Origin of the sequence: Streptococcus sp. 4155 (assembly GCF_013276695.1) — a bacterium.
GTDB lineage: Bacteria > Bacillota > Bacilli > Lactobacillales > Streptococcaceae > Streptococcus > Streptococcus pseudopneumoniae.
The window spans coordinates 1-19,790 of the sequence record NZ_VMLM01000008.1; the positions used below are offsets into that span (position 1 = coordinate 1).

The 19,790-nt window shown below is 42.3% G+C and carries 5 protein-coding genes and 3 pseudogenes; all 8 read left to right on the plus strand.

Features of this window, described 5'->3' with window-relative positions; all coding sequences use genetic code 11:
* The coding region (locus HT715_RS01325; protein WP_240149845.1) for a ZmpA/ZmpB/ZmpC family metallo-endopeptidase at window positions 1-4,227 on the plus strand (4,227 nt) is incomplete at its 5' end.
* Window positions 4,228-4,464: 237 nt separating this feature from the next.
* Window positions 4,465-8,253 (plus strand): sugar-binding domain-containing protein, encoded by a 3,789-nt coding sequence (locus HT715_RS01330; RefSeq protein WP_138707412.1) that lies wholly within the window; start codon window positions 4,465-4,467, stop codon window positions 8,251-8,253.
* Between the two features lies 1 nt (window position 8,254).
* Window positions 8,255-9,943, plus strand: coding sequence for an alpha-L-fucosidase (locus HT715_RS01335; RefSeq protein WP_138707411.1), 1,689 nt, complete (start codon window positions 8,255-8,257; stop codon window positions 9,941-9,943).
* A 100-nt stretch (window positions 9,944-10,043) separates the two neighbouring features.
* On the plus strand, window positions 10,044-10,994 hold the full coding sequence (locus HT715_RS01340) for an Rpn family recombination-promoting nuclease/putative transposase (RefSeq protein ID WP_138707410.1): 951 nt from the start codon (window positions 10,044-10,046) through the stop codon (window positions 10,992-10,994).
* A 5-nt stretch (window positions 10,995-10,999) separates the two neighbouring features.
* A pseudogene (locus tag HT715_RS11610) lies at window positions 11,000-11,506 on the plus strand (hypothetical protein); the annotation flags it as partial.
* Window positions 11,507-11,935, plus strand: a pseudogene (locus HT715_RS01350) (hypothetical protein); the annotation flags it as partial.
* 279 nt (window positions 11,936-12,214) lie between these two features.
* A pseudogene (locus HT715_RS01355) lies at window positions 12,215-12,682 on the plus strand (adenylosuccinate lyase); the annotation flags it as partial.
* Window positions 12,683-13,807: 1,125 nt separating this feature from the next.
* Window positions 13,808-19,777 (plus strand): DUF1542 domain-containing protein, encoded by a 5,970-nt coding sequence (locus HT715_RS01360; RefSeq protein WP_172922792.1) that lies wholly within the window; start codon window positions 13,808-13,810, stop codon window positions 19,775-19,777.
* The last annotated feature ends 13 nt before the right edge of the window (window positions 19,778-19,790 follow it).

Sequence of the window (19,790 nt, forward strand, 5' to 3'; positions counted from 1 at the left end):
AGGCCAGCCATGGAATCAGGGGGCGAGGAGAATCAAACTCTTGCCCCACAAGGTACTGAGTCCCAGCCACCATCTAAAGTAGCTGCTGAGACCAAAGATTCTGAGCCAGAAAGCCCAGCCATGGAATCAGGGGGCGAGGAGAATCAAACTCTTGCCCCACAAGGTACTGAGTCTAATCATCCATCTAAAGCAACTGCTGAGACCAAAGATTCTGAACCAGCAACCCCAGCCATGGAATCAGGACGCGAAGAAGATCAATCTCCAGAGGTCAACCCAAGTCAAGGAAACGAACCAGCTCCAGCTGTTCAGCCTGAACCCTCAGCTCCCCAAGAGCAACCAACTGTCCCAAGTCCAGTAATGAAAGAAAAAGTACTGGACTATAAAACAATCTATACAGCATCGCCAGCTTTAAATTACAAAGAGCAACGAGTAGAAGTAGCAGGCGAAAATGGTAAGGAAGTGACAACTACTTCTTACAGTTTTGATGAAAGTACTAGGAAAATAGTAGAAAACACTTCAACAAAGATAGAAAAACATCCAGTAGATAGAGTTGTTAAGGTTGGAAATGTAGAAGAAACAACCTCAACAACCAAAAGAGGTGAACAGTTTGTTGCGGATGAGTCACTTGATAAAGGTGTCAAAGAAGTCAGAAATCAAGGTCAGGACGAAGAAACGACAACAATAAAAGTTTACAAAGTAAATGAACAAACAGGAGACTTGACTGAGCCAGATGTAACGACAAAAGTCGCTAAGCCAATGCAAGCGAAAATAACGGCAGTAGGAACTAAGTCTAAGGTTGAAATAAAGGATACTCCGTTTGAAACACGATATGTAGCAGATGAGACGCTAAGTTATAAGGAAAAAGTAGAAACACCAGGTGAAAAAGGGCGTACAGTATCAACTACAACATACACAGTAAATCAAGAAACAGGAGCTATCTCAGAAGAAACTACAACAGAAAACACTCCAGCTAAAGACAAAATAGTAAAAGTTGGAAATGTAGAAAAGATCGTGTCACCTATAGAAATCACCGAGTTGAGAAAAGATAACCCTGAACTTCCAAAAGGAAAAGAAGAGGTTGAAGATGCAGGTGAGCAAGGGGAAACAACCGTCACTAAAACTTATGAAGTTAATCCGGAGACAGGAGAGTTAACAAATCCAATTGAGAAAACTGAAATAACTAAAGCTATGCGACAAAAAGTAATCTTGGTTGGTACTAAAGAAGACACTCAAATTCCTCAGACCAAAGTAGAGACCAAAGCTGTTCCTTATGAAACCATTTATGAAAAGAATGAAGCGCTAGACCACGGCGTTACAAGAGTAAAAATTTCGGGTGTTGAGGGACAAGAACAAGTTACTACTACCTATACCAAAGATCAAGCAAGTGGCAATATTTCTGAGAGTAAAACTGTCAAAATAGTAGCCAACAAAGTTGATCAAGTTGTAGAAGTTGGAACTAAACCGAGTGTTGAAACCACTGTCCTATCTCATAAAATGATCTACCAGGTGAATCCTGCTTTGGAGTTCAGAAAAGAGGAAGTAGCGGTTGCAGGGCGTGATGGTTCGGTGGAAACTAGGACGACTTATCAACTAGACCAGGCAACAGGTCAGGTGACGGTATCTGACACCACTAGACAAGTAAATCCAGCAGTCGATAAAGTGATTCAAGTTGGTAATGTGGAAAAAGTAATACAACCGATTGCTGTTACTGAGGAACGAAGAGAGGATTCTTCTCTTGCTAAAAAGATGGAAAAGGTAGCCTCTGAAGGAGAAGTTGGTGAGAATACACTGACCAGAACCTACGCTATCAATGAACAAACTGGTGAATTGGTTAATCCTCGAGAAGTGAGTCAAATAACAAAACCAATGAAACCGAGAGTTGTTTTAGTTGGTAGTCAGGAGGATAAACCACACATCCTTCCAACAAATAGTGAGAGAGAAGATGCTGTGGATGTGTCTGCTCTGACCACAAGCGCGAGGTCAGTAGACTTCTTACATGACAGTAAACTAAAAGCACAGTTAGAGCCTACCTATGATCCTCGAGATATTACCCTGCGTAAAATCTTTCTCAGAAAAACACAACCAAATATTACTGACCAAGAGGTCAAAGATATGTTGCGCATAGAGTATCTTCAAAAACTGTCAATCCAAGAAAGCTTTGATCAGACGAAGAGGCAAGCTGAGTCAAGTTTCAAAAAGATTGCCTCGCATACATTAGGAATTATAGGAGATACCCCTAAAAATCGCAGCAAGGTCAAACAAGAGCTGGAGCAATACAAAGAGCAGATTTTGTTGGGACTGTCTTATATCAATCGTTTTTATAATATTCAATTTGGGGACACGAATATTCGTGATATTCTGGCCTTTAATCCAAGTTCATTTGGCAATAAGACAATGACAGCCTTGGCTAGTTTGAAAAAATTAGGATCCATGTCTTATGAAGAGATGAAATTGACCAATAGTCCTCAAACATTTACAAAATATTTATCGACTATCACCGGTAAGGCTAGCTTGAAGGAATTTTTAGACAGCAATCGCCAACTCTTTATGTCAGATGATGCGGATACCTGGCTTAAAAAATCTAGCCAAGCTATGATTGTTGAAAAACCATCTAAGGAAAATCCTTCAGCGCATGTCGGGCTGTATAGCAAGTTGACAGCTGGGGAAAAGGATCCTCGTAAACAAGAGGCTAATATGGCTGCTATTTTGGGACTTTTGAATGTGAAAGAACCAAATGTTTATGTGATTAGTAATATGGCGACGATTACTTACGGTAATATTGGTTCCTATATAGATACTTCTCTCGCCCAGTCTAATCCAACTAAGTACCAGGCTGAGCTTGCTAGAGTCAAGTCTTTAATTGAAAAGGCGGCTGTACAACAAGCCAACTATGTTGATACTCTTTATCGTATAACAAAACCAGAAAATCGTGATAAGTTGCTGACAAATCGCTTGATTATTGATACGATGAAGAAATATACAAGTAATCCGAATGCCCAGATTGATAGCACTTGGTCACCAGCTACTGGTAGTGGAGCTGATAAGGGGGTCGACCAGTTTATGACTCCTATGAATTACTATTCTCCAGTAAGTAAGGTGGGAGCTGAGGCTAATGGATTAGGTGTCCGTTACTTTATAGATAGAGTTCTGGATGATAGAGGTTCAGCGACTTATTCTCATGAAATGACGCACTTACTAGATAGAACGGTCTTGTTTAATAATCACGGTCGTCGAGATGGTACAGCCGCAGAGTTTTATGCGCGTGGTATTTTTGAAAACTCCTATAATCCAGAAAAGGATACTTATTTCAATCTCAACTTTGTATATGATGAGAGTGATAAGGATGGATTTTACAATAAGACACCTGATCGATTTAAAACGGCAGAAGATTTGCAATCTTACATGAAGGGAAGTTTTGATGTCCTTTATACTCTAGATTATCTAGAAGCTGAGGCAACGAAAAATCTAACTGATGAAGAAAAAACTAAATATTTCAAGAAAATAGTTCCGATTAGTTCACCATTTAGAAGATGGATAGATTATCGTAATACAGTAATTCCAGCAACTCATAAGAGTGAGGAGATTCAAGCTCTGACCTTAGAAGATGCCAAAAACTTGACAGATATTGATAGTTTAATTGACAATCATATCCTGGTCAATCGTTATATCATTGCTGGCTTTAAGGATAAAGGTAAAATTGCACCAAATGGTTACTATACCGTTGATATGTTTGATACCATTTATGGTGTTAGTCAAAATGACTCTGGTATGAGTGGGGACATCACCTTTAGAAAACAAGCCTTTGAATTGATGGCTGCTTTGGGCTATTATGAAGGATTTGTTCCTTATGTGTCAAATCAATACAAACACGAAGCAGAGGCTGAGGACAAGCCTTTATCTGATACTTACATTTTCAATAAAATTTTGAATGGTAAGAGCTATGCTGAGTTCAAAAAAGCACAGTTTAAGGAAAGGGTAGTTAAGATTGATCAATTGAAACCTTTGACGATCCAATATGAAGGTCAGCAAATAAGGCTGACAAGTCAGAAGTTAAGTGACTTGATGCAGAAAGCTGTTAAAGAAGAACTTGCTCAAATAAAAGCAGGCAAAACAACTGCTAGCACCTATAGCTTTATCGAAACACCCGTTCAAAAACTGAAAAAAGCGATTTATAAAGCTTATCTCAAAGATTCAGATGACTTTAGACAGTCGATTTACAATAGTTAAGACAAAAGGGACATCTCTCTGGAATGAACATTCGGAGAGGTGTTTTTTGCGCTCTTGTAAGGTTTGACCTTATTTCTTAAAAATGACAGTTTGCTTGAATATGGAGTGATTTTCAGACTTTTCCACAAATTATAGAATCTTTTCTGAGTATTTAGGGAGTGATGGAGGAAGTCTTGAAAGCGCTTTTGTTTTGTGCTATAGTCAAGTATATCGATTCGTTTAAAGAGGAATGTTTGTATGAGAAGAGAGGAAGTTTTACGAAATCACTGGTTTTTTAGCCAAGAGGTGGGGAAGGAAGAGGCCTCGGCGCAGGATTTTCAGAGGGGAAATTGGCAGGCTATTCAAGTGCCGCATGACTGGAGTATTTACAATGATTTTAACCAGTACTCGCCAGCGCAAAATGAGGGTGGCCAGTTAAACGGGGGTCAGGCTTGGTATCGGACACAGTTTTACTTGGAAGAAGATGCCAGTCTTGTTTCAGTGCGTTTGCTCTTTGATGGGGTTTACATGAATGCCCAAGTCTATATCAATGGGCAAGTGCTGGGTTATTATCCCAATGGTTACACACCCTTTTCTTATGATATCACTCCTTATCTAAGAAATGATGGGACAGCCAACCAACTTGCGGTTTTTGTGGAAAATCAGCAACCTAGCAGTCGTTGGTACTCTGGTAGCGGTATTTACCGAGAAGTAAAATTATTGATTACAGATTCGGTGCATCTGGATTTATATGGGATTAAGATAGCAAGTCCCAAGCTAAAGGAACAAAGAGATAGATGGGTGGAGACTCAGCTTACAAGTAAGGTTTCAAATGATGGCTCTCAGTCTGTGTCGGTGTATTTGGAGCAGAGTATCTGGTATGATGGACAACAGGTTTCAGACTGGCAGGCGACAGACTCTCTAGTGATTGAAGCTGGGGACAAACACCATTTCCAACAAGCCATATCAATTTTCCAACCTCTGCTTTGGGATATTGATCATCCTCACCTTTACCAATTGAAGACTCGCCTTTACAAAGATGGCATTTTGGTTGATGAAGAAGAGGAGACCTTTGGTTACCGCTATATGGATTGGCAAGTGGATAAGGGCTTCTTTCTAAATGGTCGCTGGTTGAAGATTCATGGGGTTTGTTTGCACCATGACTACGGAGCGCTGGGAGCTGTGGAAAACAGGTCAGCTGCTGAGAGACGCTTGCGCCAGATGAAGGAAATGGGCGTCAATGCTATTCGAATCACGCATAATCCAGCCAGTAGCATTTTACTGGCTCTAGCTGCCAAAATGGGGCTACTCATCCAAGAAGAAGCTTTTGATACCTGGTATGGAGGCAAGAAAGAATATGACTATGGTCGCTTTTTTGAGGAAGAAGCGACTCATCCAGAAGCGAAAGCAGGCGATTTCTGGTCAGATTACGATTTGCGCACCATGATTGAGCGTGGCAAGAACAATCCAGCGATTTTTATGTGGTCCTTGGGAAATGAAGTCAGCGAAGCAAATGGAGATGCTCATTCATTGAAGACTATCAAACGCTTGCTGGGAAGGGTTAAGGAAGTGGATGATAGCCGTTTTGTGACCATGGGAATGGACGAGTTTCGCTTTGGAGATGGGTCTGGAGGCCATGAAAAGATAGCCGATTTGCTGGATGTGGTAGGCTTGAATTACTCGGAAGACAATATTGATGGGATTCGCAAAAGACATCCTAAGTGGCGACTTTATGGATCTGAAACCTCATCGGCTACAAGGACGCGTGACAGCTATTTTCGCCCAGATAAGGAATGGGTTGGGGATAATCGCCGCGTGCGGAATTTTGAACAGTCAGACTATGGCAATGATCGAGTTCCTTGGGGGAAGACAGCGACGGCTTCTTGGATAGCAGATAGAAATCGGCTAGACTATGCGGGTCAGTTTATCTGGACAGGAGTGGATTATATTGGTGAGCCCACTCCTTGGCACAATCAAAATGACATGCCTGTAAAGAGTTCCTATTTTGGGCTTGTGGATACGGCAGGGATTCCTAAAAATGACTATTATTTCTATCAAAGTCAGTGGTTGGACCTAGATCAGTATCCCATGGTTCATATCCTACCCCATTGGAATTGGGAAATCCACAAGAGTTATCAACAAGTTGTGGATAAGTATGGGGATATCCCTGTTCGAGTGTATTCAAATGCCCGTTCTGTAGAGCTATTTCTCAATGGAAAATCCCAAGGTAGGAAGACCTTTCAGGAAAAATGGACTTCAGACGGTCGAAGATACCAGGAGGGACAAGGTTCTGACCAGCTCTATCTCGAATGGCCTTTGGCTTATCAACCGGGAGAATTGCGTGCTGTGGCCTATGACCGTCAAGGTCAGCTTGTGGCAGAAGATAGGGTGGTGACTGCAGGTAAGCCAGCCAAAATCGGGCTACATGCTGAGAAGACAAAACTGGAGCCAGATGGGCAAGACCTCCTCTATCTCTATTTTGATGTATTGGACAAGGATGGAAATTGGGTGCCGACTGCTTCCAATCAGCTTCATTTTGAAATTGAAGGCCCTGCTCTTATTGTAGGTGTGGATAATGGTAGGCAGGCCAGTCGTGAACGTTACCAAGCCCAGAAAAATGGTTGTTTTAAGAGGAAAGCCTTTCATGGCAGAGGTGTCCTCTTAGTTCAGAGCTTGGAGCAGGCAGGCCAAGTCAGAGTAAAGGCCAGTGCCAGAGGACTAGAGCCAGCAAGTTTTGATCTCTTAGTGGGAGAGGCTTTTGATTGCCAGCCAGTGAAAAATCAGCGCTTGTTTGAGATTCGAGTGGACAAGCAGGCAGGATTACAAGAAGGGGATTCCCCAGCCATTGGACTTTATCCACAAACTGTGGATAACCCTGTGAACAAAGTGGGGAATAGTGAAGTGATTTGGGAGACGAGTGGTAGTGCCCACGCCATTATCAAGCAGGGAGTGCTTCATTGCTTGTCTGCAGGGGACTTGGTTATTAGTGCTATTTATCAAGGGAAAACCTATCAAACTCATTTGCAGGTTGCAGAAAATACCTCACTAGGGCAGGCAGTTTCTGTACGATCTCTTCGCTTATATACAGATAAGGGTACTTATCCACAGCTGCCATCTTCAGTCTTGGTGGACTATGAGTCTGGTAGTGCAAAAGGAGTCAAGGTTGTTTGGGAGGAGATTCCTGAAGAAGATTTGGCAAGATTTCATGAGTTTACGGTATCTGGCCAGCTAGAGGGACTGGATTTAAAGGCTTCGGCTCAGGTTTGTGTTCAAGGGATTTGCGCTATTGAGCCTGAAAGGGTTTGGACGCTTGTCAAGGAAGCCCCACATTTACCAGACCGAGTCAAGCTAGTCTTATCAGATGGCAGACGAGATACGGCCAAGGTGACTTGGGATGAACTAGATCCTCAAATCTATGCTCAGGTAGGAGAATGTATTCTTACAGGACAAGTAGCGGGCTGTGAGTTGCCAGCAACAGTCACCATTCATGTGACAGATGTCAGTGTAGATGGGGAAGTTATTTCCAATCAATGGACAGGATCTAACCTGCCTCTGGTCTTTGCTTCCCACTCAGAACCGAATCACCCAGCCTCTTACCTCAATGACAAGGTCATTGCTCGGAAGAAATCGACAGCCAATACTTGGATTACCAAGTCAGAGCAAGCCAATGTCGGCATTCTTTTTGGAGATGCAGGGATTTTAAAACCGCGATTTGTGGATAATGTGACCTTGTATTATGTCGAAAATCAAGACTACGTGGCGGTGGATCCTACCCATATCGATTATTATGTAGGGAATGAGCCTAGCTTGCCTCGGACTCCAAATCATTTGGACAAGGATTCTCTGCTCAAACAAGAGGAGAATTGGCGCCCTGTATCAGCTATCCGAAAAGTGTCAAGTGACAAGGATGAGGAGCTTCGTTTTGAATTTGACAAGGTGGAAACCTATGCCCTTCGTCTTCGATTTGAAAACTTGGCAAGCCCCCTAGCCTTAACAGAATTGCAAGTGTATGCCAAAAAAGTAAAGAAAAATGTAGATAGGAAGTAGTATGGTAAGAGCAATAAAACCGCATGGCCCCTTGCCTAGTCAGGCCCAGTTAGCGTATTTAGAGGATGAACTAGCAGCCTTTATCCATTTTGGGCCTAATACCTTTTATGACCAGGAATGGGGGACAGGTCAGGAGGATCCTGAACACTTTAACCCGACACAGTTAGATGCGCGTGAGTGGATTCGCGTGCTCAAGGAAACGGGCTTTAAGAAGTTGATTTTGGTGGTCAAGCACCACGATGGCTTTGTCCTCTATCCGACGGCTCACACAGATTATTCGGTTAAGGCCAGTCCTTGGAGGGATGGAGAGGGGGACTTGCTCCTTGAAGTATCTCAAGCTGCTACAGAATTTGATATGGATATGGGGGTCTACCTGTCACCGTGGGATGCCCACAGCCCCCTCTATCATGTGAACCGAGAAGCGGACTATAATGCCTATTATCTGGCTCAGCTGAAGGAGATTTTATCAAATCCTGCTTATGGAAATGGAGGGAAATTTGCTGAGGTCTGGATGGATGGTGCCAGAGGAGAGGGTGCTCAAAAGGTCAATTATGAATTTGAAAAATGGTTTGAAACCATTCGTGACCTGCAGGGAGATTGCTTAATTTTTTCAACAGAAGGCACCAGTATCCGATGGATTGGCAATGAACGAGGATATGCTGGTGATCCCCTGTGGCAAAAGGTGAATCCTGACAAACTAGGAACGGAAGCAGAGCTGGATTATCTTCAGCACGGAGATCCCTCGGGCACTATTTTTTCAATCGGTGAGGCAGATGTTTCCATCCGTCCAGGCTGGTTCTACCATGAGGATCAGGATCCTAAGTCTCTCGAGGAGTTGGTCGAAATCTACTTTCACTCAGTAGGGCGAGGAACTCCACTCTTGCTTAATATTCCGCCGAATCAAGATGGGCTATTTGATGCAAAGGATATTGAACGCCTCTATGAATTTGCGGCCTATCGCAATGAGCTCTATAAAGAAGATTTGGCTCTGGGAGCTAAGGTATCTGGTCCAGCTCTTTCCGTAGACTTTGCTTGTCGCCATTTGACAGACGGCCTTGAGACTAGCTCTTGGGCAAGCGGTGCAGACTTGCCCATCCAGCTAGAAATTGATTTAGGTTCTCCCAAAATCTTCGATGTGCTTGAGTTAAGAGAAGATTTGAGGTTAGGGCAACGAATCGCTGCTTTTCATGTGCAAGTAGAGGTGGACGGCGTCTGGCAAGAATTTGGCAGGGGCTTTACAGTTGGTCATAAGCGTCTCCTGCGAGGTCCGCTAGTAGAGGCACAGAAGGTGCGCGTGATGATTACAGAGTCACAGGATTTACCTGTACTGACCAAGATTTCCCTCTATAAAACTCCTAGCTTATCAAAAAAAGAAGTTGTTCAGGGATTAGCATTTGCAGAAAAAAGCCTAGCTGTGGCAAAGGGAGAGACTCTTCATTTTAGGATTGAACGTAGCGAAAGTAGTACTCCTTTGGAAGCTAAGATTTCGATTCAACCGGGGACAGGTGTCCATGGTGTCGCCTATCAGGACGAGATTCAAGTCCTTCAATTCCAAACTGGAGAAAGCAAAAAAGATTTGTGCATACCAACCCTGTATTTTGTTGCTGATAAGACCTTAGATTTCTATCTAAATCTGACTGTTAATGGACAGTTGGTTGATCAAGCTCATATTTTAGTTGAAACGAGATAAAATATCTTTACAATTCATTTCTTTTCCGAATAAATAGATAGTAGCAGTAAATCTAGTAAACCTAGATTTAAAACTATGGTATAATAAAAGGAGGAAATGGATGATTTTAAGACATCCGGGCATTAGCCCAACTAATGACTTGGTTGCTAAGAAAATTTTCAGCAACCCAGAAATCACTTGTCAGTTTATTCGCGATATGCTGGACCTGCCAGCCAAAAATGTGACCATTTTGGAGGGAAGCAACATTCACGTCTTGCCTTCCCTGCCGTACTCGGCACAGGATTTCTATACCAGTATAGATGTTTTAGCTGAACTAGATAATGGTACTCAAGTAATCATTGAGATTCAAGTCCATCATCAGAATTTTTTCATCAATCGCCTGTGGGCTTATCTGTGCAGTCAGGTCAATCAAAACCTAGAAAAAATCCGCCAGCAAGAAGGAAATACTCACCAGAGCTACAAACACATTGCGCCAGTATACGCTATCGCAATTGTGGACAGCAATTACTTTTCAGATGACCTAGCTTTTCATAGTTTTAGTATGCGCGAGGATACGACAGGTGAGGTTTTAACCATCACCAATAATGGACAAGAAAATCATCTGGTTAAGATGGCGTTCTTGGAACTAAAAAAATACAGAGAAACCAGCAAAGACGAGGTTCGCAAGCCGTGGTTGGAGTTTTTTGGGAATAAGCCCTTTACCCAGCAACCCGAGCGAGCCATCAGTCAAGCAGACCAACTGCTAGACTATAAGAGCTGGTCCGAGGAGGACAGGGAGATGTTTAGTGAACAACGCAGACGCGAAGAACAAGCCTTGCTAGCGCAGGACTATGCCTTGGAACAAGCTGAAGAAAAAGGGTTGGAGAGAGGTCGTGCAGAGGGGATTGAACAGGGCATCGAAAAAGGTTTAGAACAAGGACTTGAACGTGGAAAACTTTTTGCCTTTTTGGATATGGTTCGCCAAGGACTTCTGACTTCCGAGGTTGCCAGCCATCAGCTGGGTATGACTGTCGCTGAGTTTGAGTCGCTATTGAAAAAACATTACAAATAAGACCTAAAAAATACAGAGAAACCAGCAAAGACGAGGTTCGCAAGCCGTGGTTGGAGTTTTTTGGTAATAAGCCCTTTACTCAGGAACCCGAGCGAGCCATCAGCCAAGCAGATCAACTGCTGGACTACAAGAGCTGGTCCGAGGAGGACAGGGAGATGTTTAGTGAACAACGCAGACGCGAAGAACAAGCCTTGCTAGCGCAGGACTATGCCTTGGAACAAGCTGAAGAAAAAGGGTTGGAGAGAGGTCGTGCAGAAGGTCTTGAACGTGGTCGAGCTGAGGGGATTGAACAAGGCATCGAAAAAGGTTTAGAGCGTGGACTTGAACGTGGTCGAGCTGAGGGGATTGAACAGGGCATCGAAAAAGGTTTAGAACAAGGACTTGAACGTGGAAAACTTTTTGCCTTTCTGGATATGGTTCGCCAAGGACTTCTGACTTCCGAGGTTGCCAGCCATCAGCTGGGTATGACTGTCGCTGAGTTTGAGTCGCTATTGAAAAAACATTACAAATAAGACCTAAAAAAATACAGAGAAACCAGCAAAGATAGCATTCGCAAACCATGGTTGGAGTTTTTTGGGAATAAACCTTTTACCCAGGAACCCGAGCGAGCCATCAGCCAAGCAGACCAACTGCTGGACTACAAGAGCTGGTCCGAGGAGGATAGGGAAATGTTTAGTGAACAACGCAGACGCGAAGAACAAGCCTTGTTAGCACAGGACTATGCCTTGGAGCAAGCTGAAGAAAAAGGGTTGGAGAGAGGTCGAGCTGAGGGGATTGAACAAGGCATCGAAAAAGGTTTAGAGCGTGGACTTGAACGTGGAAAACTTTTTGCCTTTCTGGATATGGTTCGGCAAGGACTTCTGACTTCCGAGGTTGCCAGCCATCAGCTGGGTATGAGCGTCGCTGAGTTTGAGTCGCTATTGAAAAAACATTACAAATAAGACCTAAAAAAATACAGAGAAACCAGCAAAGACGAGGTTCGCAAAGCATGGTTGGAGTTTTTTGGGAATAAACCTTTTACCCAGGAACCCGAGCGAGCCATCAGTCAAGCAGACCAACTGCTAGACTATAAGAGCTGGTCCGAGGAGGACAGGGAGATGTTTAGTGAACAACGCAGACGCGAAGAACAAGCCTTGCTAGCGCAGGACTATGCCTTGGAACAAGCTGAAGAAAAAGGGTTGGAACGTGGTCGTGCAGAGGGGATTGAACAGGGTTTAGAGCGTGGTCACATGATTACAGCCTATGAGAATGTGGCTCTCTGGCATGAACACGACATTTCCCACTCATCAGCTGAGCGTATCATCACACCTGATACGACCATCTTGATTGACTACATGCTCAACCGTTTTGGAAATATCGTCAAGAACTTGACGGTCTTACCAGAAAACATGATCCGCAACATGAACGCGACTTTTGGTCTGATCTTTAGCCAACGTGCCATGTTGACCTTGATTGAACAAGGCATGACCCGTGAGCAAGCCTATGACTTGGTACAACCAAAAACAGCCTACTCTTGGGACAAGCAAGTAGACTTCAAACTACTTCTGGAAGCAGATCCAGAGGTGACATCACGTTTGACACAAGAGGAAATCGATGAGATTTTCAACCATCTTTACTATACCAAACGAGTGGAGCCTATCTTTGAACGTCTAGGATTAGAATCATTAGAAAAAATCGAATTTCTATGACTCCATTTATAGGAGTAGCAGAACTTCGATTTTTATGTTATCTCAAAGTCCTTTGCTAAAAAATATAATAGATTGAAACTAGAATAGTACACCTCTGCTTCTAAAACATGGTTAGAAATCGATTTGATTGTCCTGATTGATTTGTCCTATTTCATTTTACTATAGAACCGTCCCATAAGGAGGGAGATTGGAAAATCTCCAGACTAGAGAAGTCAGCGACTTTTTTTTGAATCTTGTTCCTTAAAGCTAGTCGTCTTTTTCAAGTGACCTGAATCTGCTTTAAAGCTGCCCTACTGAAGGGAGAGCACAATCAAACTGTGCCGCAATTTCCCTGAAAGCAGCCTCGGGATGAGCCTCTACAAAAGTTTTCGACTCCTCTAAAGGAAGCTTTCGATTTTCGATGACTCGCTCTTTCCGCTCTCAGTGTCCTTGTTCACCTCATTTCTTTTCCTAGCTGAAGAGAGTTCTGAGACCAAGATCAAAGACTTTGGCTGCCTCGGCATGCCTGTGTTCTTTTTTGATGCCATCCAATGCTCCTTGTTTACAATCAGTAGGCTAGGCCATGGCTTTCTGATTAGCTGCTTGTGTAAAATTGAGCAGCTAGACTAGTCAGGAGAGGCAAGGAGCCCCTATCTTATGCTCTATGGCAAGCAATCAGAAGAGCTAGTGATATCACTGGCAGTTTCTTTTTTAGGCTCCTTGTATCTTGTCATCTTCCAATGATGCCAATGAAAAAGGTGCAGCCCCTTGCATTTTTTCTACTTATTTTTTGTGGAGTCTAGTGAAAAAATCCATCGTTACTTTGAAAATTCAAATAATAGTTATACAAATTAATGGCTAATTGAATCCTAAAGAATCAGATCATAAGATAGAATGAGAATTGGTAATTTCTTAACAAAATGATAAAAAACAAAAATAACGAATGAAAAAACCGAATAAAATTTACGAAAATCCAAAAAATGTTTTTTTTTTTTAGTAAAATATAAGTAAGCAAAAAAGTTGCATATAGTTTGGTAATTATGTATCATAGTACAGTAAAACTATGCATAGAGGAGGTCTCCTTCTATAAGGAAGGAGGAGCTTCTCTTGTGTAGAAAAATATAATCCTAAAGGAGAGTTTAAGTAATGGACAAAAAAGTATCCATGAGTCGATCTGAGCGCCTGCGTCGTGAGAAGGTCACGCGTTATTCTATTCGTAAATATAGCTTTGGTGCAGCTAGTGTGGCAGTAGCGGCTCTATTTATGTTTTTGGGGAACGGAGCAGTGTCAGCTGCTGAGAATGGCGTAGCCTCACAAGACGGAACCGCTGTGGCAGCTAGTCCTAACGGGGGGGGTGAGACCTCAACAGGAGATGGAGCAACCTCTACTGCTACAGAAAACCAAAAACCTGTAGCGGTAATTGACTATTCTCGCCAGACTGAAAAGGAAATCTTTGTCTATAATGAGGAAGATGCAAATATTGAAATTCCTGTCTACGATGACAGTGGGGAAATTCTTTATGCAACATTCAAAAAGGGGTCAAACCAGAAATTTAACAAAGTTACAGGAGAAACAAATAAACTTAACCTTGAGTATGGCTATACTGGAACGGTAATTAATGATGCTATGTCTGACACTACAACTCCTACTGCTACAGCTGGTACTCCTGCTTCTCAAGCTGCCCCTGCTAAAATTAGCATTTCAGGAAAACCGGATGCTACACTAAAAGCAAAACATGAATATACAAAAAGAGAAGATCAAGCACTAAAAATTGGGACTCGCTATGTAAAGGTTGGTGATAAACAAGGTGCGAATAATGTTGTAAACTCTGGGAGAATAATAGATCCAGGCTATATCTCTCTTATCCTTAAATCTCAAACCTACAAATATAGCATCCAGGAACCAGCAAGTAATGCTGATAAAATCAGTGTATCAAATATTGACGATTTAACTAATGCAGATATTGAAAAAATTAAAAATCAGCTTAAAGTTGAATATTCTAAAACTAGCCAGGATGCTAGACTAGAGTCTAAAAAAGGGACTGTTGTAACACCTCGTGAATCAGTAGTGAAGAATATTACCGTAGCGGACGGAAACGTCACTGTAACCTATAAAGATGATTCAACCGATGTGGTTCCAGTTGCTAATGTAGCACGTACCAATCAAAGACCGACAGTTGAGATTCCATACTCAGTTGATGGTAAAAAAGATGTCTATGTATATGCTAATGAAGATATTGATTTAGACATTAAATACAACGATGATTCCGGTAAAATTAAGTTTGCGACAATAAATAAAGGTGGCAATCAACCGTTCTCACCAGTAGATAATACTAATCCAGATGTCATTAATAGTGATTATGGCACGCAATTTACACGAATTAATGCTGAAACGCCAACACCAGCAACTGTAAAAATCACTGGTAAGATGACGAAAGAAACCCAAGGACTGGATTCAAGAAGATTCCCAACTGATGAAGCGGGTGAGTATCGTATTGGAAACCGTTATGCTACTGCAACAGATACAGATAATGCACAAATTGTAAATACTGCCAAATCATCTTCATACAATAGTGATCCAGGTGCCTTTACAATAGTTTTAAAATCGCAAACAAGAAAATACGATATAAAGACTCCTGAGGAAGCAGACAAGGTTGTTGTGACCGACCCTGCAGCTGTAACGGAGGAAGAGTTTAAAAAAGTAAAAGAAAAAGTCAAACTTGAATATTCTCGAACCAATCCAGATAAAAACCTATTAGATAAACGAGGTCAGTCTGTAGATAATCAAGAAACAAAAATTCAATCGATCACAAAAAATGGAAATGATTTACTAGTAACCTATACAGACGGATCGATAGACAGAAGACCACTAACAGAGTTTACGACCCTAAATAAACAACCTGCGATTGATGCAGTGAACAAGGCTGCAGAAGATAAGATTGCAGAAATTAAGGCTAGTACAGATCCGAATGCTACCGAGGATGAAAAACAAGCCGCTATCGCTAAGGTAAATGCAGATAAGGAAACAGCATTAGCAGCTATCAATGATCCTAACCTAACAACAAAAGCTGCCTTGGACCAAGCTCAAACTGCAGGGACAACTGCCATTGCAGCCGACAATCCAGTAGTAGCTAAAAAAGCTGAAGCCAAAGCAGCAATTGAAGCAGCTCGTAAGGCTAAAGAAGATGCCATTAATGCAGACAGAAACCTATCAGAAGCTGAAAAGACAGCAGCTATTGCTAAAGCCAACGAAGCAGCCCAGGCAGCAACAGCGAAAATCGATGAAGCGACGACAGATGCAGCCGTAGATGCTGCGCAAACAGAAGCCACGACAGCCATTTCGAAAGTAAACCCAATTGCTAAAGAGAATGCTAAGGCCGCAATTGCCAATGCCTTAACAGCTAAAAATGATGAGCTTGATAAACGCACAGACCTAAGTCAAGCAGAAAAAGACGCAGCGAAAGCTGAAGCCAAAAAACTAGCTGATGCAGAACTAGCTAAAATTGACGCTCAACCTGATAATGAAGATACAGAAGATGTAGCCCGAGCAACCCAAAATCTTGTGAACGCTGCAGAAGATAAAGGTGTAGCGGATGTTACTTCTGTGACTCCAGTAGCCAAAGATGCTGCTAAACAAGCAGTGGCAGATGAACTAGCTAAGAAAGAAGCAGAAATCGATGCTCGCCAAGATCTAACAGCTGAAGAAAAAGCGAAAGCTAAGGCAGAAGCTCAAGCAGCAGCTGACGAAGCGAACAAGGCCATTGATGCTCAACCAGAAGTAGCCGCAACACCAGAAGAAGCCAAAGCAGCTCAAGATAAAGTAGATGCCGCTAAGACACAAGGTGTAGAAGCGATTAAAGCTGTGAATCCAGAAACAACTGCTAAAGCAGCCGCTGACAAAGCCATTGATGACGCTCTTGCTGCTAAGAACAAGGCCATTGATGAGCGTACAGACTTGACAGATGCAGAGAAGAAAGCTGCTAAAGACAAGGCTAAGGAAGAAGCAGACAAGGCTAAGGCAGCAGTAGCAGCCGCAACAAGTGATGCAGAAGTAGCCAAAGCCAAAGAAGCCGGTGAGTCTGCAGTTGGTGCTGTGACTCCAGTAGCCAAAGATGCTGCTAAACAAGCAGTGGCAGATGAACTAGCTAAGAAAGAAGCAGAAATCGATGCTCGCCAAGATCTAACAGCTGAAGAAAAAGCGAAAGCTAAGGCAGAAGCTCAAGCTCGAGCAGCCGAAGCGAACAAGGCCATTGATGCTCAACCAGATGTAACCACAACACCAGAGGAATCAAGGAAGGTTCAAGGAGCAGTAGATAGTGCTAAGGAACACGGTGTAGCAGCGATTAAAGCTGTGAATCCAGAAACAACAACTAAAGCTGCAGCCAAGAAAGCTATTGATGATAAGCTAGCTGAACAACTAAAAGCCATTGAAAACACACCAGATGCTACGGATGAAGAAAAAGCTGAAGCTGCTGAAAAAGCGACAGCCTTAGCCAAAGAAGCTAAGCAAGCAATTGATATTGCTACAACAGATTCAGAGGTTAAGAAACTTCAAGATGATGCAAATGCTGAAATAGGGAAAGTTTTACCTGTTGTAGAAGATAAACCAAATGCTCGTAAAGCCATTGATGAGCAAACAAAAGCGAAGAAAGAAGAGATTGACGCGCGTACTGACTTATCTCCTAAAGCGAAAGAGAATCTTAAAGATAAAGCAGATCAAATAGCAGCCGAAGCTAAGAAATTAGTAGATGCTGCGAATAAAGAAGCAGATGTTAATAAGATTCAAGACGCGGATAAATCGGCAATTAGAGCAGTTGGGGATATTAACAGACCAATTGATAAAGTGCTAGTTAATGATCCAGCCAACCTAAAAGCTGAGGAAAAAGCTAAAATCCTAGAAGAAGTGAAGAAAGTGAACCCAACAGCCAAAGAGGTTAAATATAACGACGCTGGAAATATTGAAGTTACTACAGCAAATGGTGATAAGGGAATCATTAATCCAACTGATCTGGTGAAAACGTTGGAGAATCTAGATAATGGTAAAGGTGGAAACGATATTAACAAACCACTTGATAAAGTTATCATCAAGGATAAATCGATGTTGACAGAGTCAGAAAAAGCTCAAATTATTGCTGCTGTTAAGTCTGTAAATCCAAATTCTATTGTGCTACTCGATGCAGACGGAACTGTTTCAGTGTCTACACCAGAAGGTCAGACTGCAACGATTCCATCAACTGAGTTAGTGAGAACTAAGGAAGATACAGCTAAATCTGACGCAGGAAATGGTGAAATTGTTAAACCAGCAGATAAAGTGGTTGGTGAACCGACTGATTCAGCTGCACAAGCCAAAGTAGAAGAAAAATTAAGAAAACTCAATCCTGAGGCTAAATCTGTTAAATTTGATGATAAAGGTAACGCTACTGTTACTTTAAATGATGGAACTGTGGCAACAATTCCATGGAAAGATTTATTCAAATCACCGGAAGATGCAACTAAACCAAACGCAGGCAACGACATCGTTAAGCCGGCGGATAAGACGGTTGTAGCGAACTCAGACAAGTTGACAGTTGCAGAGAAGAAAGCTATTGAAGAGAAGGTTAAAGCAGTTAACCCAGGAGCGACTGTAGTAGTGGACGATAAAGGAAATGCCACAGTCACAACACCAGAAGGTAAGACAGCCGTTATTCCAGCAACAGACTTGACGAAGTCAGCAGCAGATGCAGCGAAACCAAATTCAGGCAATGATGTCAATACACCAGCAGCTAAAACTGTAGCAGCGAACCTAGACAAGTTGACAGACGCTGAGAAGAAAGCTATCGAAGAGAAGGTTAAAGCAGTCAACCCAGGCTCAACTGTAGTAGTAGACGATAAGGGTAATGCTACAGTTACAACACCAGAAGGTAAGACAGCGGTCATTCCAGCCACTGATTTAGTGAAAACACAAGATGATATTACTAAAGAAAATGCAGGCAATGATGTCAATACACCAGCAGCTAAAACTGTAGTAGCAGATCCAGATGCCTTAACTCCAGAAGAGAAGAAAGCTATCGAAGAGAAGGTTAAAGCAGTCAACCCAGGTTCAACTGTAGTAGTAGACGACAAAGGTAATGCAACAGTAACTAAAGCTGATGGTACAGTTCTGAATATTCCGGCTTTAGACCTAGTAATCCCAGCTGGAAACCTAGCTGATGAAGCTAAGACTGCTAAAGTGAAAACACCAGCATTCCGTACATTAGTTGGAAACAAAGATAACTTAACGGAAGATGAAAAAGCAGCAGTTAAGAAAGCAATTGAAGCCGTCAATTCAGGAGCGACTGTAGTAGTAGACGATAAAGGTAACGCCACAGTAACACTAGATGGAAATACAGTATCGATTGCAAAAGACCAATTAGTGAAAACAGAAAGTGATGTAACAGCTAAGAATAGCGGAGATAACATCAACCTTGACTTTGAAAAAGAAACAGTAGCAGACTTTACTAACTTAACAGATTCAGAAAAAGAAGCTGCAAAAGCTAAGATTAAAGCAGCAAATGCTGATGTAGTAGATGTTCTCTTTGACAAGGCAGGAAATGCAACTGTTGTAACTAAAGATGGCAAAGTTTTAGCAATTACCGCTGAAGCTATCTTTAAACAAGCTCCTTCAGCTCAAAATAACGGAGCTACTAACACTGAAGCAAAAGTGGATAAAGCTAAGTTAGCAGATGCTATTCGTCAGTTAGATGGACTAATCATCCAAGAATCAGCTAAGCTTGATGCAGAAACTGCAAAAGCAGCGAACGCATTATCAGCGGATGCTAAGAAAGTATTTGCCAATGCAGATGCAACTCAGGCAGATGTGGCTGCAACGGTTAAACGTATCGAAGACTTCCTGGCGAAAGTTTCTCCAGCAACTAATCATGCAAGTCCAGCTAATGACCAAGCTGCTCAAACACCAGCTGTAGTTCCAGCTCAAGCAGCAAATGCCAACCAAGCAGCAACAAACGTGCGTACAGTCGCTAAAGAGTTGCCAAATACAGGTACAGCAGATTCTACTGTAGCTATGGTAGCAGCTGCCGCAAGTGCCTTACTTGGTCTTGGTCTTGCAGGTCGTCGTCGTAAAGAAGACGAAGAAGCTTAATTGGTAGATTATT

What these genes read in the sequence shown, in the direction of transcription:
- HT715_RS01330 (WP_138707412.1), top strand. Translation starts at nt 4,465, where the DNA reads ATGAGAAGAGAGGAAGTTTTACGAAATCACTGGTTTTTTAGCCAAGAG.
- HT715_RS01335 (WP_138707411.1), top strand. Translation starts at nt 8,255, where the DNA reads ATGGTAAGAGCAATAAAACCGCATGGCCCCTTGCCTAGTCAGGCCCAG.
- HT715_RS01340 (WP_138707410.1), top strand. Translation starts at nt 10,044, where the DNA reads ATGATTTTAAGACATCCGGGCATTAGCCCAACTAATGACTTGGTTGCT.
- HT715_RS01360 (WP_172922792.1), top strand. Translation starts at nt 13,808, where the DNA reads ATGGACAAAAAAGTATCCATGAGTCGATCTGAGCGCCTGCGTCGTGAG.